Below are 22323 nucleotides of genomic sequence, written 5' to 3'. Positions count from 1 at the left end.
GCGGATCACCAGGCCGGCTTGGGATAGAGCAGGTCGGCCTCCTTGGCGTCGGCCGGCAGGACGATCTTGATGTCGTTGCCGATCCACTGCTGGATCATGTGGGCGCCCTGCGGCTTGCCGGTGGCGTCCCACCTGAGCGGCCCGACGACGGTGTCGACCGAGTTGCTGTGCAGCCAGTCGATCATCTTCTGCTGGCATTCGCCTTGTTCGGCGCAGCCGGCCGCCTCGACCGCGGCCGCCACGACCTGGCCGGTGGTGTAGCCGTTGGCCTGGTCCTCCTCGGGCGCCTTGCCGAACTGGGCGGTGAACTTCTCGACGAACTCCTTGTTGCTCGGATACGGCGCGTCCTGGCTGTAGCCGGTGGGCGAGAGGATGCCCTCGGTCTTGTTGCCGATCGCCTTGGCGAACTCGGGGTTCGTCGGGGCGGTCGAGAACGCGGCCAGCCTGGGCTGGTAGTTCAGCTGTTGCAGGGCCACGATCAGGTTGACGCCGTCCTGGTACTGCGAGCCGCCGACCACCATGTCGGGCTTGGCCGCCGCGATCTTCGCCGCGATGCTGCCGAAGTCGGTCGTGTTGGGCGGGTAGACCTCGTCGACGACGGTTCGCACGCCGCCCGCTTCCAGTTTCTTCTTGAGCCCGTACGCGGTGCCCTGCGCGAACGGGTCGTCCATGGCCGCGTACGCGACGGTCTTGGGTTTCTCGCCCTCGGGCAGCGCCAGCAGGTGCTCGGCGAGGTGGTTGTAGTGGTCGTCGGCGACCGCCGGGGCCGCGTAGAACAGGTTCTTGAAGCCCTGGTTGAACACCTCGGCGGCCGCGCCGGCGGGCTCGACGAAGAGCATGCCGTACTCCTGCGCGACCCGGGCCGAGGGCACCACGAGCCGGGTCGAGAACGGGCCCACCACCAGGTCGACCTGGTCGCTGCCGATGAGCTGCTCGTAGTCGGCGACGACCCGGTCGGCGTTGGACTGGTCGTCGAGGATCTTCAACTCGATCTTGCGGCCGCCGAGGAGGCCACCCTTGTCGTTCGTTATCTTGGCCCAGGCCTCGTACCCCTCCTGAACACCCTTGCCGGGCTCGGAGAAGTCGCCGGTCAGCGGCAGGGAGATGCCCACGACGATCGGATCGTCGCCGCTGTTGCCGCCGCCGTCGTCGCTCCCGCCGCACGCGGCGACGCCGAGCGTGAGGGCGGCGCTGAGCACCAGGGCCCCGGTGGTACGTCTCACGGATGAACGCATCCTCGCAGCTCCTTTGCCGGGACGTAAGCGCTTGCGAAAGCGCTTACGTAGCCTAAAGTGATCGATGCGTCACTGGCAACACCCCGGTAACTTTCGATGCGATCAGTCGTGGAGAGTTGACGCATGCCCAAGCCCGGTGTGAGGCTCCGCCTCGTCGACATCGCCGAACGCGCCGGCGTCTCGCTGGCCACGGCCTCGCGCGCGCTGGCCGGCCGCGACGGCGTGAGCGAAGAGGTCGCCGCCCGCATCCGGCAGATCTCCGAAGAGATGGGCTACGTCGCCAACCCGTACGCGCGCACCCTGGCCGGCGGCGCGAGCTCGACCGTCGGGCTGGTCGTGCACCAGGTCGACGACCCGTACTTCTCCGAGATCGCGGGCGGGGTCATCCGGGTCGCCGACGAGCAGGGCCTGCTCGTGCAGATCTGCCACTCCGGCCGCGACCCGGAACACGAGCTGCGCCAGATCCGCCACCTGATCAACCAGCGGGTCCGCATCATCATCGTGGCCGGCTCCGGTTTCGCCGACACCCGCCACGAGGCCGCCGCCCGCGACGAACTGTCGGCCTACGTCCGCGGCGGGGGCCGGGTCGCCGTTATCGGCCGGCACTCCCTCGGCGTCGACGCGGTGCTGCCCGAGAACGAGGCCGGCGGCAAGGCCCTCGGCCGGCACCTGCTCGAACTCGGCCACCGGCGCATCGCCGTCGCCGCCGGCACGGCCGACCTCAACACGGTCGTCGACCGGATGGCCGGGGTCGCGGCGGCCCTGGCCGAGGCGGGACTGTCGCCGACCGGCCTGCCCGTCATCCACACCGACTTCACCCGCGACGGCGGCGTGGCCGCCACCGAACGGATCCTGCGCGACCACCCCGCGACGACGGCGATCATCGCCCTCAACGACGCCATGGCCATGGGCGTGCTGTCCACACTGCGGGCCCACGGCGTTCCCGTGCCCGAACGCATGTCGGTGGTCGGCTTCGACGACGTCTCGGTCGCGGCCGACCTGGCCCCCAGCCTCACCACCATCCGCCTGCCGATGACCGACATGGGCAAGATGGCCCTCGCGCTGGCGCTGCGCCCGCCCGCGGCCCGGCCCCGCCGCCGCTTCACCGGCCACACCCTGGTGGTCCGCGACTCGACCGGCCCGGCCCCCACCTCCGCCTGATCAGCGACCTGCCCGGGCCGGCACGGGACTCCGAGTGCGGCTGATCACCGGGCCGGCACGGGACTCCCAGGCCTGCTGATCACCAGGCCGGCACGAGACTCCGAGTCCGGCTGATCACTGGGCCGGCGCGGCCGGGCCGGTTTCCACCGGGCGGCGCGACGAGGGCGGCGCTGGGGACGGCGGCTGCACCGCGGCGGTCGACCGCATGCCGCTCAGCACGGCCTGACCCTGCCGATCGGCCAGATGCGTGAACAGCTGCTGCGCGTAGCCGAAGACCAGCGCCCAGGCGAGGATCTGCGCGGAGTTGTCGAGGGCGCTCAGACCCGGGACGAACTGGCCCCGCATCAGCATGAGCCCGGCGAAGGCGGTCACCGCGCCGGTGGGGAGTTTGAGCGCCGCCAGCCACACGAGCACGCCGTGGCGCTCGGCCGACCCGCGGATGCCCCGGATCGACAGTGCGGCCGCCACCGCCGCGGCGACCAGTCCCATGAGCTCGACGATGGCGAGGTCCCACGGTTTCGCCGTCCGCTCGACGTACACGTCGATGTCGGCGGGCGCGGCCGGCGGCGCGCCGGTCACGGAGGCGAGCCTGTCCGACGGGAACGGGTCCGACTCGGCGGTGGGGCACACCACCACCGCCCAGGCGCCTTCCTGCGGCGTGAAGCAGAGCGGGATCTGGGTGTGACCCACGAAGCCCGCGATCGCCACCCCGATCGCCACAACCGTCATCGAGAAGGTCGTCCAGGCGATGACGTTCCGGAAGTTCCGGAGCTGCACCTGCTCGCGATGGGCGGCCGACTGGGCGGCCCGCATGGCGGCGATGATCTCGTGACGTGCGTCGCCGAGGGCGGCCAGCCGTTGGTGCGGGGTGCCGGCAAAGGGGTCCGTGACGCCCAGCCGGTCCGCCGCCTGCTCCAGGTACTGGCGCCGGGGGTCGGTGGGATCCAGATGGTGCTGGACCTTGTTCAGGATGCTCGGGATCATGCCGAGCAGGTACGCCGGTGTCGCCACGTTGAGCAGCAGCGTCTCGGCGGCGTCGAGGTTGCTCAGGGCTCGTTCGAGGGCGCCGCCGGCGCGGGGATGCCGCAGCCACCGCCGCGGTTTCAGCGGCGCCGAGATCGCGGCCTCCCGGGCGGCCTTGATGTGCCGATCGATGGCCTGGAACAGCGTCGCCTCCCCGGGCGAGTCGTCCGTCCGCATCGACGCCGCCATCGCCTCGATCTCCGCGGCCCTGGTCAGGGTGGACTCGCGCCAACCGGTCCGCACCGGCCCGAAGATGCCGGATTCCCACTCGTCGGACGGCATCACTCACCTCCCTGCTGGCGACTTCACGTCTCCGTAGTAGCGCGCACGGCCCGCCGGGGACAGCTACCTGTTCGTGATCGGACTGAGCGAACCTCCCGCCGGGGACACGGATCGGTTTGTTCGCGGCCCCTGCGGGCATGTCGGAGGCTCCGCCGGGGCCGGCGCGCGGGATTTTCCGGATCTACTCCAGTTTGTCGGTACTTTCCCCGGGTAGGCGTGGCTCCGGCAGCAACAACACCAGGAGGAGCGCCCACCGATGAGCAGTAGCAAGCCCGCCAAGAAGGTCAAGGACGTCGTGGAGGCAGCCGCCGCGAAGGTGTCGGAGGCGCTGACCGACCGCGTGCCGGGCGCGCCGGGCAGCCGGACTCCGGCCGTCGAGGAGCCGACCACGCCGGTCGGGCCGCCGCCGCCCAAGAGCGAGCAGGACGCTCCCGAGACCGTCACGCCGACCGGAGCACCCACCGGAGCACCCAAGGTCAGCAAGTCGCAGCAGGGCGAGTTCCTGACCACCTCGCAGGGCGCGCGGCTGCGCGACACCGACCACTCGCTCAAGGCCGGGCCGCGCGGGCCGATCCTGCTGCAGGACCACCACTTCCGCGAGAAGATCACGCACTTCGACCACGAGCGCATCCCCGAGCGGGTCGTGCACGCCCGCGGGGCCGGGGCACACGGCATGTTCACCGGGTACGGCACGGCCACCGAGATCACCAAGGCCGGGTTCCTCGCCAAGGGCAAAGAGACCCAGGTCTTCGTACGGTTCTCGACCGTTCTCGGCTCGCGCGGCTCGGCCGACACCGTGCGCGACACCCGCGGCTTCGCCACCAAGTTCTACACCGACGAGGGCACGTTCGACCTGGTCGGCAACAACATCCCGGTGTTCTTCATCCAGGACGCGATCAAGTTCCCGGACATCGTGCACGCGGCCAAGTGGCACCCCGACCGCGAGATCCCGCAGGCGCAGAGCGCGCACGACACGTTCTGGGACTTCGTCTCGCTGCACACCGAGGCCCAGCACCACACGATGTGGAACATGTCGGACCGGGGCATCCCGCGCTCGTACCGGCACATGGAGGGCTTCGGCGTCCACACGTTCCGCCTGATCAACGAGGCCGGCGAGACGGTGCTGGCCAAGTTCCACTGGAAGCCCAAGCTCGGCGTGCACTCGCTGGAGTGGGAGGAGGCGCAGATCGCCGCGGGCGTGGACCCCGACTTCCACCGCCGCGACCTGTACGACTCGATCGAGGCCGGCGCGTTCCCCGAGTGGGAACTGGGCCTGCAGGTCTTCCCGGACACCCCGGAGGAGACGTTCGCGGGCATCGACCTGCTCGACGCCACCAAGATCGTGCCGGAGGAGCTGGCCCCGGTGCAGCCGGTCGGCAAGCTGGTGCTGACCGGGGTGCCGACCAACTTCCACGCCGAGGTCGAACAGGTCGCGTTCCACCTCGGGCACCTGCCGCCCGGCATCGACGTCACCAACGACCCGCTGCTGCAGGGCCGCCTCTTCTCGTACCTGGACACGCAGCTCAGCCGGCTCGCCGGTCCCAACTTCATGCAGATCCCGATCAACCGCCCGCACGCGCCGGTCAACGACATGCTGCGCGACGGTTTCCACCAGCACGCGGTGCACGGCGGCGTGGCGCCGTACCGGCCGAACTCGCTCGACGGCGGCAACCCGTTCACCACCGACGAGGGTTTCCTGGACATTGAAGTACGGGTGGCCGAGTCGACCAAGGTGCGCGAGAACCCGGTCTCGTTCGACGACCACTACAGCCAGGTCCGCCAGTTCTGGCAGAGCATGTCGCCGGTCGAGAAGGAGCACATCGTCCGGGCGTACACGTTCGAGCTGGGCAAGTGCTACGAGCAGGCCGTCAAGGAACGTCAGGTGCAGTGCCTGGCCAACATCGACCCGGTGCTGTGCGAGCAGGTCGCGACCGGTCTGGGCCTGCCCGTGCCGGAGCCGGTGGCGCCGTTCGCCGAGGTCGAGCCGAGCCCCGCGCTGTCGCAGGTGACCGGCGAGTGGCCCGCCGACGGCCGGCTGATCGGCATCGTCGTCGACCCGGCAGCCGGGCTCGACGGGGTGGCCGCGGTGCGTACGGCGATCTTCAGCGCCGGCATGGTGCCGCTGATCATCGCTCCGCACGGCGGTGAGGTGGGCGGCGTGACCGTGCAGCGCACCTTCGCCACCGCCCGCTCGATCGAGTTCGACGCCATCCTGGTCGCGGGGGCACCGGCCCCCGCTCCCGACGCCATCCCGGCGGGGGACGCGAAGGCAGGCGCCGGGGCCTCGGTCACCGTCGACCCGCGGGTGCTGCTGCTGGTCGAGGAGGCGTGGCGGCACTCGAAGGCGATCGGCGCGTGGGGCGGCGGCGCCGAGGTGCTGGCCCAGGCCGGCGTCGCCGGGACCCCGGGCGTGTTCAGCGCCGGCTCTGGCACGGCGGCGCTGACCGAGCTGCAGCCGCTGCTGGCCAAGCACCGGGTGTGGCACCGCTTCCCGGCCACCGTCGCGTGACGGACTAGCGACGATCGGAGCCGGGGGACCACGGCCCGCGCCGGGTCTCCCGCTCCAGCGCCTTGTGTAGCTGCGCCTGGAAGTGGTCGAGCTCCCACTCCTGCGCGCCGAGGCGGCGTACGTGCGGGGTCATCATCTGGCAGTCCACGAACCCGTAGTCCCAGGCGTGCAGCTGGTCCAGCAGCTCGACCAGGGCCAGCTTCGAGGCGTCGTTCGCGCGCCGGAACATCGACTCGCCGAAGAACGCCGCGCCCAGCGAGACCCCGTACAGGCCGCCGACCAGCCGGTCGCCGTCCCACGCCTCGACCGAGTGGGCGAACCCCAGCTCGTGCAGCCGGACGTAGGCCTGCACCATGCCCGGCACGATCCACGTGCCCCCTTCGGCCCGCGGCGCGGCGGCGCAGGCCCGGATCACGTCACCGAAAGCGTGGTCGTAGGTCAGCCGGAACGGCGCCCGCCGCACCACCTTGCGCAGGCTGCGGCCCACCGTGATCTGCCCGGGCACCAGGACCGTACGGGGGCTCGGGCAGAACCACGGCAGCACTTCCGAACCCGGCGAGGGCCAGGGAAAAATCCCGTTCGCGTACGCCACCAGCAGCCGTTCGGGGCTGAGGTCGCCCCCGACGGCGAGCAGCCCGTCGTCGCGCGCCTGCTCTACCGGCGGATAACCGAACGCGTGCCGCAGACCCCGCAGCTCGAGCCCCAGGTTCCCGGCACCCCCCATGCCGCGAACGATAGCGGGTCAGGCGGCGTTCGCCCGCGCGAGGGCTTCCTCCTCGAGGGGCCGAGCCGACTGCGGTCAGGCGGCATCCGCCCGCACGAGGTCCGAGCCGATCGCGGGGCCCCGGGCCGGGATGCTGTCGGCCCGTGCGGGGTCCGCGCGCCACAGCGAGCCGTCGGCCGCCGCCTTGACCGTGGACACCATCGACACGTACGCGGAATTGATCTGGAACTCGGTCTGCGCGGCCGGCAGGTCGGAGAGTTCGACCAGCAACGAGGCGCTGCCCAGGATCCCGTACGCGTTACGGGCGATCCCCTCGTAGTCGCCGCCCGGATAACGCGTCACGTTCGCGCCGGCCCGGCGGCGGCGCTAGTGTTTGCTCAAGCAAATTCTCCATGCGCGAGGGACAAACATGAGCGAGCTCAATCTGCTGGTCGTCATCGGAAGCACGCGGCCGGGCCGGATCGGTCCCACGGTGGCCGAGTGGTTCGTCGACGCGGCCAAGGCGCACGGCGGGTTCCAGGTCACTGTGGCCGACCTGGCCGAGGAGGCCCTGCCCCTGCTCGACGAGCCGCACCACCCACGCTTGCGGAACTACCAGAACGAGCACACCAAGCGCTGGAGCGAGAAGGTCGCCGCGGCCGACGCCATCGTGTTCGTGATCCCCGAGTACAACTACGGGCTGGGTGCGGCCTTCAAGAACGCCCTCGACTACCTGCACGCCGAGTGGAGCTACAAGCCCGCCAGCGTGGTCAGCTACGGCGGCGTCTCGGCCGGCACGCGCTCGGCCATGGCGCTCACCGGTGCGGCGTACGCGCTCCGCCTGTTCCTGATCCCCGCGGCGGTCAACATCCCGTTCGTGCACAGCCTGGTACACGACGGCCAGTTCCAGCCGACCGACGTCACGACGGCCGCCGCCACCACGATGCTCGACGAGCTGGCCCGCGTGGCCCCGGCCATGCGCACCCTGCGCACCAGTTGAGCCGCCCGGCGGCCCCTTGCCTTGCTCGCCTCCGGGCGGGGCGGATCATGGGTGGATGAGCGGACCGCAGCTTCTCTCCGCATGGGCCGGCCACTGGACCGGCGACAACACGGGCGTAACGGTCATCCTTGCGCCACCGGGCACGGTCGGCTCCGGCGAGGTACGCGGCGGCGCCCCCGCCACCCGTGAGTTCGCGCTGCTGGATCCCGTACGCATGGTCGGCCGCGTCGACGCTGTCGTGCTCTCGGGCGGGTCGGCTTTCGGCCTTGCGGCCGGCGACGGCGTGATGCGGCTGCTGCGTTCCCGCGGCCTCGGCTTCCCCACCCCGGCGGGCCCGGTCCCGATCGTCGTAGGCATGTCCCTGTTCGACGCCACGGTGGCCGACCCGCCCGACTTCACCGCGGCCGGCCGCGCGGCAGCGCTGGCAGCGCTGTCGGGAAAGCCGTTCGGCGCCGGCCGGGTCGGCGCGGGCACCGGCGCCACAACAGGAAAGTGGCGCGGCGAACTGAATCCCGGGGGCCTCGGTGTGGCGCGCGGCCAGGCCGGACCGGCGTCGATCGTGGCGGTGATCGCCGTCAACGCGTGGGGCGACATCGTGCTGCCGGGCACAGCACCGGCGACCGATCTGGCACCCGCCCCGTCACCGTTCCCGGCAGCGAACACACCCGGCGCGGCACCCCGGAACCCGGCGTCCCCCGCCACGGACCCGCTCGGCACGAACGCCGCGAACCCGCGGGGCGCGCCGCCCTTCCCCATGGCCAACACCACCATCGGCGTGGTGCTGACCGACGCCAAGCTCGACAAGACCGCCTGCAACCTGCTGGCCCAGAGCGCCCACACCGGCTTCGCCCGAGCCCTGAACCCGGTCCACACCGGCTACGACGGCGACGCCGTGGTCGCCCTGGCCACCGGAGAACTGGCGGCCGAGATCGACGTCGAACACCTGCGCATGGCCACCGCCGACGTGGTGGCCGAGGCCATCCGCGCGGCTGCTGACTGATCCGCTGTTCCACACGGACGCCCGACGATCACCTCGATCAACCGACGACGGCGGGCGACCGGCCGGGAACGCCGGCGGACGGCGCCCAGAGCTGGGTAGCACATCCCGTCCTGCTCCCCCGTGACACGTGATTCACCGACACACTCGTACCGTCCGCGGGGTTTGCCGAGCGTCGATTAGGTTGATCGCATGAGCGTACGTTTCGGGGTGTTCGTGCCGCAGGGCTGGAAGATGGACCTGGTCGAGATCGCCGACCCGGTCGAGCAGTACGAGGCGATGACCGAGGTGGCGCGGGTCGCCGACGCCGGCCCGTGGGATGCGATCTGGCTCTACGACCACTTCCACACCGTTCCCGAGCCCACGTTGAACACCGTTTTCGAGTGCTGGACGGCGACCTCCACCCTGGCCCGCGACACCAGCCGGGTGCGGATCGGCCAGATGGTGGGCTGCAACGGCTACCGGCAACCTTCCCTGTACGCGAAGATCGCGTCCACGGTCGACGTCGCGTCGAAGGGCCGGCTGATCGCGGGCCTGGGCGCGGGCTGGTACGAGCACGAGTGGAAGGCGTACGGCTACGAGTGGAAGGACGTGCCGCAGCGGATGGGCGAGTTCCGCGAGGCCGTCGAGGTCATCCACAAGATGTGGACCGAGGACAGGCCGGTCTTCTCCGGCAAGCACTACGCGATCGACCAGCCCATCAACCAGCCCCGCCGCAAGCCCGACTTCTGGCTCGGTGGTGGCGGCGAGAAGGTGACGCTGAAGCTGGTCGCTCAGTACGCCGACGGCTGCAACGTGGGCGGCGGCGACCCGGAGCTGGTGCGGCACAAGCTTGGCGTGCTGCGGGAGCACTGCGACCGCCTGGGACGCGACTACGACGCGATCACCAAGTCGACCACGATCGAGCTCGACCTGGCCGAGTCCACGGCCGACACGATCGCCCGGGTCGAGCGGGTGGCCGAGGCGGGCGCGGACTACGTGCTGTTCTACATCCCGCGGGTCGCCTACGACCACGCCCCGCTGCTGCGCCTGGCCGAGGAACTGGTCCCGCGGTTCCGTTAGGCGGGCGTCGTCCCCGTCCTCAGTTGCCGGGTCAGGTCGCCGGAGCCAGCCTGCAGTGCCCAGCCCTTCGACGTCGCCGTGAGCGTGGCCTTGGTGATTTTGCTCGTGGCGTCGTCGGGGCAGGGCTGCCCGGGCGCGGGGCCGGCAGTGGTGCCCGAGATGCCGAAGCGGGGCCCGGTCAGCCAGAACCCGGCCAGTTTGCCGGTGTAGCCCCTGGCCCCGCGCCCCTTGTCGCTCACCGCCGCGTCGAACAGCTCGTACCGGCCGAACTCGCGGTGGTGCACCAGCGGGAACGTCCGCTTGCCGCACGTGACCGCGTACGTGTCGTCGGTCCAGAAGTCGTGGTTGAAGACGATTCCCGCGGCCCTCGCCTTGAGGGTGGCGTCGTCCCAGCCGAACGCAGCGAGCAGGTCGGCCCGTCCGACGTAGCCCTTCTTGGTCTGCGGGTCGTACGTCACCGCCGCGGACGTGGGCCCACCCATCGCGATCCCGGCGGCAACGACCGCCCCAGCGACCACGACCCGCACCAGCGCGCGCATCCGTTCGACCTCCTCGGTGTGCCTGTCTCGACCTTCAACGATCATCGCCGCCCCACGACCCGGTTCGCCGGGAAACAAGCAGGCCAGCCGGCGGCTCCTCGTTCACCCCTGCCTGTGGATGTCGCGCAGCGCGCGGTTGAACGGGGTGAGCCGGCCGTCCTCGTCGCGGGCGCCGACCCCGGTGACGAGGTTGTCGAGCAGCGCCCGCAGGAAGGCCCGCTCGTGTTCGAACCGGCGGCGCTCGGCCTGCCGGTCGGTGATGTCGTGCAGGAACGCGTGGAACCCGCTGCCCTCCCGGACGAGACCCATCTCGACGGGGAACTCGGCGCCGTCGCGGTTACGCGCGACCAGCTCGACACGCCGGCCGATGAGCGTGGACGGGCCGCCGCTGTGCATCCGGGCCAGCCCGGCCGCGTGGGCGCTCACGAACCGATCCGGGATGATCAGGTCGGCCACCGGGCGGCCCACCGCGTCGGCCGCGGGATAGCCGAAGATCTTCTCGGCGGCGGTGTTCCAGCCCGTCACGACCCCGTACGCGTCGATCGCGACGTGCGCGTCGGGGGCGTTCTCGAGCATGCCGCCCAGCCGTTCGGCGGTCATGGCCAGCTCGCGCTCCTGGGTCCGCAACACGATCTCGCTCTCGGCCACGGCGGCCAGGTCCTCGACGAGCAGCAGCTCCCGGGGCGTCCAGTCGCGCGGCTGGTTGTCCAGCACGCCGAACGCGCCGAGCGGGTAGCCGTCCGAGCTGCGGATCGGGAAACCCGCGTACGCGATGACGCCGTCGGCGAGCGCGGGATGCCCCGTCACCCGGTCGTCGGCGCGGGCGTCGCTGATCATCAGGGGGGCGTCGGTGTCGACGACGATCCGGCAGAACGTGCGCTCGGGCGGGGTGCCGAAGTGCCCCACGACCCGGCGCCGGTCCGATCCGACCAACGAGACCAATGCCTGCGAGGCGCCCAGCTGGTGGGCGGCCGCCCGGGCCAGGCGGTCGAGCGACGGGCAGGCGACGCCGTCGAACATCCCGGTGGCGCGCAGGCGCGACAGGCGGGCGGCGTCGCTCAGCCGGCCGTCCGCACCGGTCGCCCCCGCTGTCGGCCCCACTCCTTCCGCTTCGGCCGCGCGGCCACCCTGCTGAGACGGAAAACGGAAGTCGTCGGATGAGGGTCTTGTCAGCGACGGAATCAGTGGAAGGATGTCGGCAAAACAGTGGAGATCTGCGTCTGGAGATCGTGTGACCGCCAAGACCGTGCTGCACAACTTCATCGGCGGCGAGCCGGCCGCGCCCGCCGAGGGCCGCTACGACGATCTGATCGACCCGGCCACCGGTGAGGTGTTCGCGTCCGCCCCGGTCTCCGGTCCGGCCGACGTCGACAAGGCGATGGGCGCCGCCGCGTCGGCCTTCGAGAAGTGGCGCAACACCACGCCCAGCGAACGGCAGCAGGCGCTGCTGAAGTTCGCCGACGCCGTCGAGGCGCGGGCGGGCGAGCTGGTCGAGGCGGAGTCGCGCAACACGGGCAAGCCGCTCGGGCTGACCGCGAGCGAGGAACTGCCCCCGGCAGTCGACCAGATCCGGTTCTTCGCGGGCGCCGCCCGGCTGCTCGAGGGCCGCTCGGCGGGCCAATACCTGGCGGGTTTCGAAAGCTACGTGCGGCGTGAGCCGATCGGCGTGTGCGCGCAGGTCACGCCGTGGAACTACCCGCTGATGATGGCCGTCTGGAAACTGGCTCCGGCGATCGCGGCGGGCAACACGGTGGTGCTGAAACCCTCCGACACCACCCCGGTCACCACGGTCATGCTGGCCGAGATCGCGGCCGAGTTCCTGCCGCCCGGCGTGCTCAACGTGGTGGTCGGCGACCGCGACACCGGCCGCGCGCTGGTCACCCACAAGACCCCGCAGATGGTGTCGATCACCGGTTCGGTCCGGGCCGGCATGGAGGTCGCCGAGGCCGCCTCGGCCGACCTCAAGCGCACCCACCTCGAGCTGGGCGGCAAGGCCCCGGTGGTGGTCTTCGACGACGCCGACATCGCGGCCGCGGCCGAGGCGATCGCCGTCGGGGGCTACTTCAACGCGGGCCAGGACTGCACCGCCGCCACCCGGGTGCTGGCCTCCCCGCGGGTCTACTCCGACTTCGTGGCCGCGCTGGCCGAGCAGGCCAAGTCCACCAAGACGGGCGCCGCCGACGACGAGGACGTGCTGTACGGGCCGCTGAACAACAGCCGCCAGTTCGAGCGGGTCACCGGTTTCGTCGAGAGGCTCCCCGACCACGCGACGCTCAACGCGGGCGGCGTCCGGGTGGGCGACCGCGGCTACTACTACGCCCCGACGGTCGTCTCGGGCCTGAAGCAGACCGACGAGGCGATCCAGGACGAGATCTTCGGCCCGGTCATCACCGTCCAGCAGTTCAGCGACGAGGACGAGGCGGTCGCCTGGGCCAACGGCGTGGAGTACGGCCTGGCCTCCTCGGTGTGGACGAAGGACCACGCCCGCGCGATGCGGATGACGCAGCGGCTCGACTTCGGCTGTGTGTGGGTCAACTGCCACATCCCGCTGGTGGCCGAGATGCCGCACGGCGGGTTCAAGCATTCAGGCCACGGCAAGGACCTTTCCGTGTACGGCCTCGAGGACTACACCCGCATCAAGCACGTCATGCACGCTGTTTGATGGCGTCGCTCGGCTCCGCGTGACGACTGCCGGTTGCCGGAGCGGGCAAACGCAGCGACGCACTGAGCCCGTGGGGGTGGTTGGCGGACCACCCCCACGTTCCTACCGCTCTTGCAGTTCCCAGGGCGAGCCGTATTCGACGAGCTTGTCGAGGAACGGAACCGGGTCGAACGCCTCGGGCCCGAGCACGCCCGCGCCCGTCCACACTCCGGCGGCGAGCAGTTCGAGGGCCACGACCGGGTTGACGGCGGTCTGCCAGACGACGGCCTGAGCCCCGTACTCGCTCATCGACCACTCGTTGTCGACCAGGTGATACAGGTAGACCTCACGCGGCTCGCCGTCCTTGCCACGGCCCTTGACCCACGTGCCGGCACAGGTCTTGCCGGTCATCCGGTCGCCCAACGTCGCCGGGTCGGGCAGCACGGCCGCCACGACATCGCGGGGAGAGACGTCAACACCCTTGACCCGTACGGGCTCGGTCCTGTCCAGGCCGAGCTTGCGCAACGTCTTGAGCACGTCGATGAACTCGGCGCCCAGCCCGTACTTGAAGGTGACCCTGCCGGCGTCGACCCAGCGCGGGATCAGCAGCACCTCCTCGTGCTCGACGTGCACGCACTCGACCGGCCCGATGCCGCCGGGGAAGTCGAACACCTCGGGCTCGGCGAACGGCTCGGTGGTGTGCCAGCCACGGCCACGCTCGTAGATCACCGGAGGGTTTAGGCACTCCTCGATGGTCGTCCACACCGAGAACGACGGCGCGAACTCGTGCCCCTCGACGACCAGGTTCGCGCCGTCCCGCACACCGATCTCGTCGATGGCGGAGAACAGGTGCTCGGCGGCGTATTTGGCGAAGACGTCGGACAGCCCCGGTTCGACACCGATGCCGACCAGGGCCAGTCGTCCGGCCGCCTCCCACTGCGCGGCGGCCGCGAACTGCTCGTCACCCAGTTTCACGCCGGTTTCCTCGTACGGGGAAAGGGGGTGGGGTTTGGACAATGACATCGCCATGTCGAGGTAATCGGCGCCGGCGGCCGCTGCCCCGTTGAAGACGGGCATGACGAAACGCGGATCGACGGCGTTGAACACGTGGGTGATTTCGTGCTCGCGGCAGAGCGCGGCGACCGCCTCGGCACTCGACGCGTCGATTTTGGCCGGGACGAACCGGTCGTCGCCCGTGCGGGAGGCGGCGCCCGCCGCGCGGCCGAGGTCGTAATCGGCGACGACGAACAGGTCGAAGAAGTCGCGACGGGCCGCGATCAGCGCGGCGGCGGATCCGACACCGCCCGCTCCGACGGCGAGGATGCGCATGAATGAGCCTTTCGTCCGGCACGGCGGAACTGAAACCGTGCCCCAAGAGCGTCGATGCCACGGAAAAGCTTGTCAAGGGCGATCAACTCTGCGATAAACGCACATGCCGCGAGAACTGAGGGGAGGCGTTCCGGTGCGGATTCCGTCGCCGGTCGCGAACCAGGCGAGTGATGCGATTGCCGTCGCGGGGTCCGGCGTGAAGAATCGCGGCGTGACGGCGGACGTGGCACTCGACGACATCAACAAGCAGATCATCGAGCACCTGCAGCGCGACGGGCGAATGTCCTACGCGACGCTGGCGAAGACGATCGGCCTCTCCGAGGCGGCCGTGCGCCAGCGGGTGCAGCGTCTGCTCGACGGCGGTCTCATGCAGATCGTGGCGGTGACCGACCCGCTCACACTCGGCTTCGCACGGCAGGCGATGGTCGGCCTCAAGGTCAACGGCGATCTGCGCGCCATCGCCGACGAGATCGCCGCGATCCCCGAGGTCGACTACGTGGTGGTCTGCGCCGGCGGCTTCGACCTGCTCGTCGAGCTCGTCTGCACCGACGACGAGCACCTGCTCGACCTGCTGAACGAGAAGGTCCGGGCGGTCAAGGGCGTCATCGCCTGCGAGACGTTCATGTATCTCAAGCTGGCCAAACAGACGTACGCCTGGGGACGCGATGACGCCGTCCTTCTGGCTGAGCACCCTCGGGCCGGTGACGCCGCGACCGCCGTTGCCGGGCGACCGGTCGTACGACGTGGCCATCGCCGGGGGCGGCTACACCGGATTGTGGACGGCGTACTACCTCTCCCAGGCCGCGCCCTCGCTGCGGGTCGCGGTGCTCGAGGCGCAGTACTGCGGGTTCGGCGCGTCCGGACGCAACGGCGGATGGGCGTCCGGACTGTTCCCGGTGAGCGAGGCCAAGCTGGCGCGGCGGTACGGTCCCGAGCGCGCACTGGCGATGCATGTGGCCCTGGCCGGCGCCGTCGACGAGGTCGGGCGGGTCGCCGCCGCGGAGGGCATCGACTGCCACTACGCCAAGGGCGGGACGATCTCGCTGGCGCGCTCCCCCGCGCAGCTGCGACGGGCCCGGCGTGCCAACGGTTTCCTGCCGCGGGAGGAAGCGGCGGCGATCTGCAACGCGACCGACGTGCTCGGCGGCGTCTACAGCCCCGATTGTGCCGCCCTGCATCCCGCCCGCCTCGTACGTGGGCTTGCCTCCACCGTGGCCGAGCGCGGTGTCGACATTTACGAGGACACCAGGGTCTTGTCCCTTTCCCGCGGCTCGGTGGTGACCGATCGGGGCACCGTCACGGCCGGCACGGTGGTGCGGGCGCTCGAGGGTTACACGGCCCAGCTGCCCGGTCACCGCCGCGCGCTGGCGCCGGTCTACTCCCTGATGATCGCGACCGAGCCGCTGCCGGCCTCCGACTGGGAACGCATCGGCCTGGCCCGGCGCGAGACGTTCACCGACGAACGCCACATGATCATCTATGGCCAGCGTACGGCCGACGACCGGTTCGCCTTCGGCGGACGCGGGGCGCCCTACCATTTCGGGTCGCGCGTCGAGCCCTCGTACGACCAGGTGCCCTCGGTTTTCGAAAGTCTGCGCCGGACATTGGGTGGCATGTTCGGCATCAAACCCGAGATCGCGTACCGGTGGGGTGGCCCGCTCGGCATCCCGCGCGACTGGATGCCCAGCGTAGGGCTGCGAGACGGTCTCGCCTGGGCCGGGGGTTACGTGGGCGACGGCGTGGCGGCGGCCAACCTGGCCGGGCGTACGCTGGCCGACCTGATCGCCGGCCACGAGACCGAACGGACCGGACTGCCCTGGGTCGGCCACCGGTCCCGCCCCTGGGAACCGGAGCCGATCCGCTGGCTCGGCATCAACGCTGCGCTCCGCGCGACGACGTTTCGGGACGCCCTGGAAAAGCATCCGGCCCCCGCCCGCTGATACGTTTCTGGCGTAGTCACTTCCGTTCCCGGGCAGAACGCGTACATCGAGTCGCACCTGGCCGAGCCGCTCACCGCGAACCGGATAGCCGAAGCCGCCCGGGTCACGCCCCGCGCGCTGCAGGCCGCGTTCCGCCGCCACCTCGACACCACCCCGATGGCTTACCTGCGCCGCTGCCGGCTCGACCGGGCCCACCGCGAACTGCTGTCCGCCGACCCCACCGACGGCGACACGGTCGGCGCGATCGCCCGCCGGTGGGGTTACCTGAGTTCGAGCCACTTCGCGGCCGACTACCGGGCCGCGTACGGCCGGTCACCCCGCCAGACCCTGACCCTCTGAGCCGCCGCTGGTCAGGTTGACCATGTTGCCGTCGGGGTCGTTGACGTGGGCCACCCGCTGACCCCACGGCATGTCGTTCGGCGGGCCGAGCACGCGGCCACCGTTCGCCTCGACTGTCGCCAGCAGCGCGTCCACGTCGTCGACCTCGACGCTCAGCGCGAAGCCCGGGGTGGGGCTCTTGTCCTTGCCGGGCTCGTTGACCAGGCCGAGCACCGAGTCGCCGATCGTGAACCCGGCGTAGAAGACCTCGCCCTGCTCGGGGTAACGCATGGTCTGCACGGCGCCGAACAGTCCCTCGTAGAAGGCGCGTTGCCGCTCGAAGTTCGGGGTGCTGAGGATCGCCTGGACGGTGGGCATGCGGACTCCCGTGTTCTCGCCGGTGCCGGACATCATCGTCGGTAGGACCGGGCGGGAGGTCCGGATTCATCGCTGCCGGGCCGAGCGTTTTCTCGCCGCCGGGCCGGGCGGCCCCTGCTCCCGGGCGACCTGCCGCCTGCCGGACGACCTGCCGCCGCCGGGCGGCGTCAGAACAGGGTTGTCGGCTGGGGCTCGGGGAGGGGTTCCAGACCCGGTACGAGGGCGGCCACCTCGGCGTGGAAGCGGCGGGCGAGGGACGGGGCTTCGGCGTTGTCCGGGGTGTGCACGAAGACCGTCGGCGAACGGCCTTCCCGCAGCCAGCGAGCGATCACTGGAAGCCAGCGTTGCCAGCCCTCGACCGTACGGGCGGGGTCGTCGCGGCCCAGGTAGCGGACGATCGGGAAATCGGTGAGGGCGTGGGGACGTACGGGCAAACGGGGTTTTTTCGACCAGGCGTCGCGCTCGGCCTCGCTGGTGGGCGGGCTCGCGAACATGACGCTCGTGTCGAAGGGGACCAGCTCGGCGCCGTTGCCGGACAGGATCCGGTGCAGGTCGCGGGGGTTGTCGGCGAAGGTGGGGTGGCGAACCTCCACCGCGTATCTGTATTCGCCGGGCTGGCGTCGGAGGAAGCCATCCAATGTTGACAAATCGGACGGGCCGAACGAGGCGGGGAGCTGAATCCAGAGCGCGTGGATCCGCTCCCCCAGCGGTTCGATCGCTTCCAGGAAGATCCGTCGGGCCTCGTCACCGCTCGCGCCGAGCCGCTCGTCATGCGTCACCTTGCGCGGAAATTTCAGGACAAATCGGAAGTGCTCCGGTGCTTGGTCGGCCCAGCCGGTAGTCGTTTCGCGGGACGGCGTGGCGTAGAACGTCGTGTTCCCCTCGACGGCGTTGCACCATTCCGCGTACGAGCGCAGCTTCTCCCCGGCCGACACCGGCCACGCCTTGTGCGTCCACTGCGCACACCCCACATGCAGGCGCATGCTCCGACCGCTCACCCCGAAAACCTAACCGACACCCCCGTGCGCCTCCCCGCCTCCCCCACCCGCAGGATCCCGGAGCCGCCGCCCACGCCCACTGCTCACAGCCAAACCGCCACGCCGCGCACCGCCCGCGCCGCCGCACCGCCCACGCCGCCGCACCGCCGGCGCCGCGCACCGCCCACCCCGGGCGTGTCGAGGCGGCCTGCGATCACGCCGGGATCTTCCGCCGACCGATGCATCCGTGATAGACCGACATCACTGTAACGAGGTCGTAAGGAAGCCGAAACCAAAAGGGAGTCCCCATGACCATGCCGATCAGCCGGCGCGCCGTGCTGGCCGCCGGCGCGGGCGCCGCCGCCGGTCTCACCCTGCCCGCCGCGGCCAACGCCGGCGCCCAGCACGGGGGCGCGCGGGTCAGCTTCCGGCTCGACGCCGAGGTGCTCGACGGCGGCGAACAGGTCACCTCGGTCACCTTGCACACGGCGGCGCTCGGCCGCGTGGACCCGGCGAGCCTTTCGACGGGCACGTTCACCGTGCACGCCAAGGCCACCAGCCCGATCCCCATCGCTCCCGGCGATCAGATCTTCAGCGAGTACGACCTGGACCGCCCGGTCACGGCGGCCCGGCTCGACCGTCACGGCAATGTCGTGCTCGACCTGGCGTACGCGGAGGGCCAGACCGGCGGCGGCACCCTCGGCTACATCGCGAGCAAGGGCCGCAACGTACGCCTGAACCTCACCTACACGATCACCCAGCAGGCGCCGTTGAGGCTGCGCGGCGGCCGGGCGGTGACGATCACGGAGTTCCGCCAGGGCCGGCTGTCCAACCCCGAGGTCGACGCCTTCAGCCACGGCGTGTCGCGGTCGGGGATGAAGTACCGGCTCTACCAGCCGCACCGACGAGGCCGCCGTCCGCTGGTGGTCTGGCTGCACGGCGGCGGCGAGGGCGCGTCGCTGCCCGACAACTACTACGACAACGAGACCCAGTTGCGGGCCAACCGCGGCGCGCTGGGCTTCGCGACCCCGCAGGCGCAGCGCATCTTCGACGGCGCGTACGTGGTGGCCCCGCAGAGCCAGTCCTTCTGGATGGAGGACGGCCCCCGCTTCGCGCCGCAGATCAAGGACATCGTTCGAGACCTCGTACGCCGTGACCATGTCGACCCGAGACGCATCTACGTGGCGGGCTGCAGCAACGGCGGTTACATGTCGATGGAGATGACGGTCCTCCACCCCGATCTTTTCGCCGCGTCCGTCCCCGTCTGCGGTGTCGTGCAGTCGCTGGCGCCGGGCGGCGGCCGCCTGATCACCGACGCCGAGCTGGCCGCCATCACCACCCCGACGTGGCTGGTGACCTCCCGCGACGACACCACCGTCCCGCCCGAGGCCAACTCGGTGCACGCCCACGACCTGATCCCCGGTTCCCTGCTGACCCTGTACGACACCGTCACCTGGAACGGGCACCGTTTCAACGGCCACTTCTCCTGGATCTACGTGGCCCGCAACGACCCGTCCCACAACGGCCGCCACCTCTGGCAGTGGATGGCCGCACAGAGGCTCTGAAGGAACGGGCCGGCGTAGAAAGGACGTCGGCGGGGAACTTCCGGCGCGTGACGACTGATGACCGGCCCGCGCCGCTGATCCGGGCTCCGAGGCTGCGGACCGAGCCGCAGCGGGGAGCCTCGCGGCTGGAGCTCTTCTTCGACCTCGCGTACGTGCTGGTGGTCGACCAGCTGGCGAAGGCGTTCGCGGGGAATCTCAGCATCGGCGGCGCGTCGATCTTCGCGGGGCTGATCGTGGTGACGTGGTGGTCGTGGGTGACCACCACGTTGTACGCCAACCGGTTCGACACCAACGACGTCATCTACCGCCTGGCCAAGCTGGCCGCGGCCGGCGCCGTGATCGGCATGGCCGCGGCCGCGCAGGGCGCGACCAGCAGCGAGGGCACCCAGTTCGCGCTCTGTTTCCTCGCGACCCGGGTCATCCTGCTGCTCCTGTACGCCCGGGCCTGGCGCCACGTTCCCGAAGCGCGCCACACCATCGTCATCTACATCGCCGGGGCCGCCGCTTCCTGTGTTCTGTGGGCGCTCTCGCTGCCCGTCGAGGGGACGCCGCGCTATGCGCTGTGGGGCGCCGGGATCCTGGTCGAGGCGGCCGCTCCCCTGGCGGCCACCCGGCTCGGCGACAAGACGCCCCTGCATCTGGAACACCTCCCCGAACGGTTCGCTCTCTTCGTGATCCTGGTGCTGGGCGAGTCGGTGCGGTCGATCGTCCTGGGCGTGCACGAGCAGCATTGGGTGGCCGCCTCGGTGGTGTCGGCAGTGGTCGCGTTCACCGCAGTCGCGGGGCTGTGGTGGATCTACTTCGACCTCGGCGGCGCGGCCGGCAAACGCGAGCTGGAGGAGGAGGGCGACGACGTGGAGAACGGGGTCGCCGACGCGTACATCTACGGCCATCTGCCGCTGGTCGTCGGGCTGGCGATCGCCGCGGTCGGCGTCGAGCAGTTCATTCTGCATCCCGCCGGCGAGCTCGACCCGTCCGGCCGCTGGGCGCTGCACGGCGGCGTCGCCCTCTATCTGGCCGGCCTGGCCGTCGTCATGTGGGGCACGTCGGGCCGCTGGCATGCCGCCTGGCCGTGGCCGACCGCCGTCATCCCGTTCGTGGCCGCGCTCGGCTTCTTCGACTCCCTCGAACCCGTGCTGTCCGTCGCCGTCGTCACGATCCTGCTGATAGCCACCGTCCTGGCCGGCATGTGGCAGCAACGCCGCGGCGCCATGCGCGGAGCCGAGGCATAGATCGGGCGCCCACCGCTCACGGGGGAAGCGGTGGACGCCCGACGCCCCTTACCAGCAAAGACTCAGAGGCGGTTGCCGGCCTCGGTCAGGACCGTACGCAGGATCTGCTCGATCTCGGCGAACTGCTGCTCGCCCGCGATCAGCGGCGGGGCGAGCTGGATGACCGGGTCGCCGCGGTCGTCGGCGCGGCAGTAGAGCCCGGCCTCGAACAGCGCGGAGGACAGGAAACCGCGCAGCAGCCGCTCCGACTCCTCCTCGTTGAACGTCTCCTTGGTGGCCTTGTCCTTGACCAGTTCCAGGCCGAAGAAGTACCCGTCGCCGCGGACGTCGCCGACGATGGGCAGATCGGTGAGCCGGTCGAGGTAGGACCGGAACAGGGCGCTGTTGTCGCGGACGTGCTGGTTGAGGTTTTCGCGTTCCATGATGTCGAGGTTCGCGAGCGCCACCGCCGAGCCGACCGGGTGACCCCCGTACGTGATCCCGTGCGCGAACCAGTTCGTCCCCTCGAGGAACGGCTCGGCCAGCCGCTCCGACGCGATCATCGCCCCGAGCGGCACGTAACCGCTGGTCAGACCCTTGGCGACGGTGATGATGTCGGGGGTGTAGCCGTACCGCCGGCCACCGAAGTACTCGCCGAGCCGGCCGAAGCCGCTGATCACGTCGTCCGAGACCATCAGCACGTCGTACCGGTCGCAGATCTCGCGGACCCGCTGGAAGTAGCCGGGCGGGGGCGGGAAGCAGCCGCCCGCGTTCTGCACCGGCTCCAGGAAGACCGCGGCCACGGTGTCGGGGCCCTCGAACTCGATGGCCTCGGCTATCCGGTCGGCCGCCCACACGCCGAACTCCTCAAGCGACATGCGCTCGTCGGGGCGGCGGTAGTAGTTGGTGTTGGGCACCCGGAACGTCGACGGCACGAGCGGCTCGAAGTCCTGCTTGAGGGCCGGGATGCCGGTGATCGACAGCGCGCCCATCGAGGTGCCGTGGTAGGCGATGTGGCGCGAGAGCACCTTCGTCTTGGTCGGTTTGCCGGTGCGTTTGAAGTAGGAGCGGGCCAGTTTCCACGCCGACTCGACGGCCTCGGAGCCGCCGGTGGTGAAGAAGACCCGGTTCAGGTCGCCCGGGCTCAGCTCGGCCAGCCGTGCCGCCAGCTCGACCGCCTTGGGGTGCGCGTACGACCAGATCGGGAAGTAGGCCAGCTCACCGGCCTGCTTGGCGGCGGCCTCGGCCAGTTCCTGACGGCCGTGGCCGGTCTGCACCACGAACAGCGCGGACAGCCCGTCGAGGTAGCGGCGGCCGGCGGAGTCCCAGATGTAGCAGCCGTCGCCGCGCACGATCATCGGAACGTCGGCCTTCTGGTACGACGAGAGCCGGGTGAAGTGCATCCACAGGTGGTCGCGGGCGGCGCCGGACAGTTTTTCGTAGTCGGGGGACT

20 protein-coding genes and 1 pseudogene are annotated in these 22323 nt (G+C 70.7%); 11 read left to right on the top strand and 10 right to left on the bottom strand.

The window, feature by feature from the left end:
• Positions 1–5 precede the first annotated feature (5 nt).
• Positions 6–1223, bottom strand: a complete 1218-nt coding sequence (locus C8E87_RS33805) for an amino acid ABC transporter substrate-binding protein (RefSeq protein ID WP_239080132.1) — start codon at positions 1221–1223, stop codon at positions 6–8.
• Positions 1224–1358: 135 nt separating this feature from the next.
• Here C8E87_RS33805 and C8E87_RS33800 point away from each other — a divergent pair, with 135 nt between their 5' ends.
• A complete protein-coding gene (locus tag C8E87_RS33800) occupies positions 1359–2396 on the top strand; it encodes a LacI family DNA-binding transcriptional regulator (RefSeq protein WP_133877499.1) in 1038 nt (345 codons plus the stop codon).
• 114 nt (positions 2397–2510) lie between these two features.
• Here the strand turns inward: C8E87_RS33800 and C8E87_RS33795 are convergent, their stop codons facing one another.
• Positions 2511–3701 carry a hypothetical protein gene (locus tag C8E87_RS33795; protein ID WP_203720605.1) on the bottom strand — a complete coding sequence of 397 codons (1191 nt, stop codon included), beginning with the start codon at positions 3699–3701 and terminating at the stop codon, positions 2511–2513.
• 256 nt (positions 3702–3957) lie between these two features.
• On the opposite strand from C8E87_RS33795, the gene C8E87_RS33790 reads away from it, so the two are divergent.
• A complete protein-coding gene (locus C8E87_RS33790) occupies positions 3958–6210 on the top strand; it encodes a catalase (protein WP_133877498.1) in 2253 nt (750 codons plus the stop codon).
• A gap of 4 nt (positions 6211–6214) precedes the next feature.
• Here the strand turns inward: C8E87_RS33790 and aat are convergent, their stop codons facing one another.
• Both aat and C8E87_RS33780 read right to left on the bottom strand, forming a co-directional pair.
• On the bottom strand, positions 6215–6934 hold the full coding sequence (gene aat, locus C8E87_RS33785) for a leucyl/phenylalanyl-tRNA--protein transferase (protein ID WP_133877497.1): 720 nt from the start codon (positions 6932–6934) through the stop codon (positions 6215–6217).
• 75 nt (positions 6935–7009) lie between these two features.
• Positions 7010–7276 carry a hypothetical protein gene (locus C8E87_RS33780; protein WP_133877496.1) on the bottom strand — a complete coding sequence of 89 codons (267 nt, stop codon included), beginning with the start codon at positions 7274–7276 and terminating at the stop codon, positions 7010–7012.
• Positions 7277–7343: 67 nt separating this feature from the next.
• Between C8E87_RS33780 and C8E87_RS33775 the strand changes: the two genes are divergently transcribed.
• The 3 genes from C8E87_RS33775 (at position 7344) to C8E87_RS33765 (ending at position 9972) form a co-directional block, all read left to right on the top strand.
• Positions 7344–7913 (top strand): NADPH-dependent FMN reductase, encoded by a 570-nt coding sequence (locus C8E87_RS33775; protein WP_133877495.1) that lies wholly within the window; start codon positions 7344–7346, stop codon positions 7911–7913.
• A gap of 55 nt (positions 7914–7968) precedes the next feature.
• Entirely contained in the window at positions 7969–8913 is a 945-nt protein-coding gene (locus C8E87_RS33770; protein ID WP_133877494.1) for a P1 family peptidase, read from the top strand.
• 189 nt (positions 8914–9102) lie between these two features.
• Positions 9103–9972: an LLM class F420-dependent oxidoreductase gene (locus C8E87_RS33765; protein WP_133877493.1), complete on the top strand. Its 870-nt coding sequence runs from the start codon at positions 9103–9105 to the stop codon at positions 9970–9972.
• On the opposite strand, the gene C8E87_RS33760 is transcribed toward C8E87_RS33765, so the two are convergent.
• Positions 9969–10556, bottom strand: coding sequence for a hypothetical protein (locus tag C8E87_RS33760; RefSeq protein ID WP_133877492.1), 588 nt, complete (start codon positions 10554–10556; stop codon positions 9969–9971). The two genes, C8E87_RS33765 and C8E87_RS33760, sit on opposite strands and share 4 nt — an antisense overlap.
• A 57-nt stretch (positions 10557–10613) precedes the next feature.
• A complete protein-coding gene (locus C8E87_RS33755) occupies positions 10614–11612 on the bottom strand; it encodes a PAS domain S-box protein (RefSeq protein WP_166661375.1) in 999 nt (332 codons plus the stop codon).
• 91 nt (positions 11613–11703) lie between these two features.
• Between C8E87_RS33755 and C8E87_RS33750 the strand changes: the two genes are divergently transcribed.
• Positions 11704–13173, top strand: a complete 1470-nt coding sequence (locus C8E87_RS33750) for a gamma-aminobutyraldehyde dehydrogenase (protein ID WP_438866200.1) — start codon at positions 11704–11706, stop codon at positions 13171–13173.
• A gap of 102 nt (positions 13174–13275) precedes the next feature.
• On the opposite strand, the gene C8E87_RS33745 is transcribed toward C8E87_RS33750, so the two are convergent.
• Positions 13276–14481, bottom strand: coding sequence for a saccharopine dehydrogenase family protein (locus C8E87_RS33745; protein WP_133877489.1), 1206 nt, complete (start codon positions 14479–14481; stop codon positions 13276–13278).
• 211 nt (positions 14482–14692) lie between these two features.
• Between C8E87_RS33745 and C8E87_RS33740 the strand changes: the two are divergent.
• The 3 genes and pseudogenes from C8E87_RS33740 to C8E87_RS33730 form a co-directional block, all read left to right on the top strand.
• Positions 14693–15142 (top strand): annotated as a pseudogene (locus C8E87_RS33740) (Lrp/AsnC family transcriptional regulator); the annotation flags it as partial.
• Between the two features lie 4 nt (positions 15143–15146).
• The gene (locus tag C8E87_RS33735; RefSeq protein ID WP_133877488.1) at positions 15147–16421 is read left to right on the top strand and encodes an NAD(P)/FAD-dependent oxidoreductase; all 1275 of its coding nucleotides are present in this window, start codon (positions 15147–15149) and stop codon (positions 16419–16421) included.
• A 45-nt stretch (positions 16422–16466) separates the two neighbouring features.
• On the top strand, positions 16467–16760 hold the full coding sequence (locus tag C8E87_RS33730) for a helix-turn-helix domain-containing protein (RefSeq protein ID WP_133877487.1): 294 nt from the start codon (positions 16467–16469) through the stop codon (positions 16758–16760).
• Here C8E87_RS33730 and C8E87_RS33725 read toward each other — a convergent pair.
• Both C8E87_RS33725 and C8E87_RS33720 read right to left on the bottom strand, forming a co-directional pair.
• The gene (locus C8E87_RS33725; RefSeq protein ID WP_133877486.1) at positions 16734–17117 is read right to left on the bottom strand and encodes a VOC family protein; all 384 of its coding nucleotides are present in this window, start codon (positions 17115–17117) and stop codon (positions 16734–16736) included. The two genes, C8E87_RS33730 and C8E87_RS33725, sit on opposite strands and share 27 nt — an antisense overlap.
• 167 nt (positions 17118–17284) lie before the next feature.
• Complete coding sequence (locus tag C8E87_RS33720) at positions 17285–18100, bottom strand: DUF72 domain-containing protein (protein ID WP_133879117.1); 816 nt, start codon at positions 18098–18100, stop codon at positions 17285–17287.
• 302 nt (positions 18101–18402) lie between these two features.
• Between C8E87_RS33720 and C8E87_RS33715 the strand changes: the two genes are divergently transcribed.
• Both C8E87_RS33715 and C8E87_RS33710 read left to right on the top strand, forming a co-directional pair.
• Entirely contained in the window at positions 18403–19659 is a 1257-nt protein-coding gene (locus tag C8E87_RS33715; protein WP_133877485.1) for a prolyl oligopeptidase family serine peptidase, read from the top strand.
• Between the two features lie 47 nt (positions 19660–19706).
• Positions 19707–20891, top strand: a complete 1185-nt coding sequence (locus tag C8E87_RS33710) for a low temperature requirement protein A (RefSeq protein ID WP_133877484.1) — start codon at positions 19707–19709, stop codon at positions 20889–20891.
• 62 nt (positions 20892–20953) lie between these two features.
• Here the strand turns inward: C8E87_RS33710 and C8E87_RS33705 are convergent, their stop codons facing one another.
• Entirely contained in the window at positions 20954–22273 is a 1320-nt protein-coding gene (locus tag C8E87_RS33705; RefSeq protein ID WP_239080153.1) for an aspartate aminotransferase family protein, read from the bottom strand.
• Positions 22274–22323: the final 50 nt, after the last annotated feature.

The sequence above is a fragment of the Paractinoplanes brasiliensis genome (assembly GCF_004362215.1).
GTDB classification, from domain to species: domain Bacteria; phylum Actinomycetota; class Actinomycetes; order Mycobacteriales; family Micromonosporaceae; genus Actinoplanes; species Actinoplanes brasiliensis.
The sequence above is the reverse complement of the archived record's forward strand: the minus strand, read 5'-3'. Positions and strand labels throughout refer to the sequence as shown.

What these genes read in the sequence shown, in the direction of transcription:
- C8E87_RS33800 (WP_133877499.1), top strand. Translation starts at nt 1,359, where the DNA reads ATGCCCAAGCCCGGTGTGAGGCTCCGCCTCGTCGACATCGCCGAACGC.
- C8E87_RS33795 (WP_203720605.1), bottom strand. Translation starts at nt 3,701, where the DNA reads ATGCCGTCCGACGAGTGGGAATCCGGCATCTTCGGGCCGGTGCGGACC.
- C8E87_RS33790 (WP_133877498.1), top strand. Translation starts at nt 3,958, where the DNA reads ATGAGCAGTAGCAAGCCCGCCAAGAAGGTCAAGGACGTCGTGGAGGCA.
- aat (WP_133877497.1), bottom strand. Translation starts at nt 6,934, where the DNA reads ATGGGGGGTGCCGGGAACCTGGGGCTCGAGCTGCGGGGTCTGCGGCAC.
- C8E87_RS33775 (WP_133877495.1), top strand. Translation starts at nt 7,344, where the DNA reads ATGAGCGAGCTCAATCTGCTGGTCGTCATCGGAAGCACGCGGCCGGGC.
- C8E87_RS33770 (WP_133877494.1), top strand. Translation starts at nt 7,969, where the DNA reads ATGAGCGGACCGCAGCTTCTCTCCGCATGGGCCGGCCACTGGACCGGC.
- C8E87_RS33765 (WP_133877493.1), top strand. Translation starts at nt 9,103, where the DNA reads ATGAGCGTACGTTTCGGGGTGTTCGTGCCGCAGGGCTGGAAGATGGAC.
- C8E87_RS33760 (WP_133877492.1), bottom strand. Translation starts at nt 10,556, where the DNA reads ATGATCGTTGAAGGTCGAGACAGGCACACCGAGGAGGTCGAACGGATG.
- C8E87_RS33750 (WP_438866200.1), top strand. Translation starts at nt 11,704, where the DNA reads ATGTCGGCAAAACAGTGGAGATCTGCGTCTGGAGATCGTGTGACCGCC.
- C8E87_RS33745 (WP_133877489.1), bottom strand. Translation starts at nt 14,481, where the DNA reads ATGCGCATCCTCGCCGTCGGAGCGGGCGGTGTCGGATCCGCCGCCGCG.
- C8E87_RS33735 (WP_133877488.1), top strand. Translation starts at nt 15,147, where the DNA reads ATGACGCCGTCCTTCTGGCTGAGCACCCTCGGGCCGGTGACGCCGCGA.
- C8E87_RS33725 (WP_133877486.1), bottom strand. Translation starts at nt 17,117, where the DNA reads ATGCCCACCGTCCAGGCGATCCTCAGCACCCCGAACTTCGAGCGGCAA.
- C8E87_RS33720 (WP_133879117.1), bottom strand. Translation starts at nt 18,100, where the DNA reads ATGCGCCTGCATGTGGGGTGTGCGCAGTGGACGCACAAGGCGTGGCCG.
- C8E87_RS33715 (WP_133877485.1), top strand. Translation starts at nt 18,403, where the DNA reads ATGACCATGCCGATCAGCCGGCGCGCCGTGCTGGCCGCCGGCGCGGGC.
- C8E87_RS33705 (WP_239080153.1), bottom strand. Translation starts at nt 22,273, where the DNA reads ATGCACTTCACCCGGCTCTCGTCGTACCAGAAGGCCGACGTTCCGATG.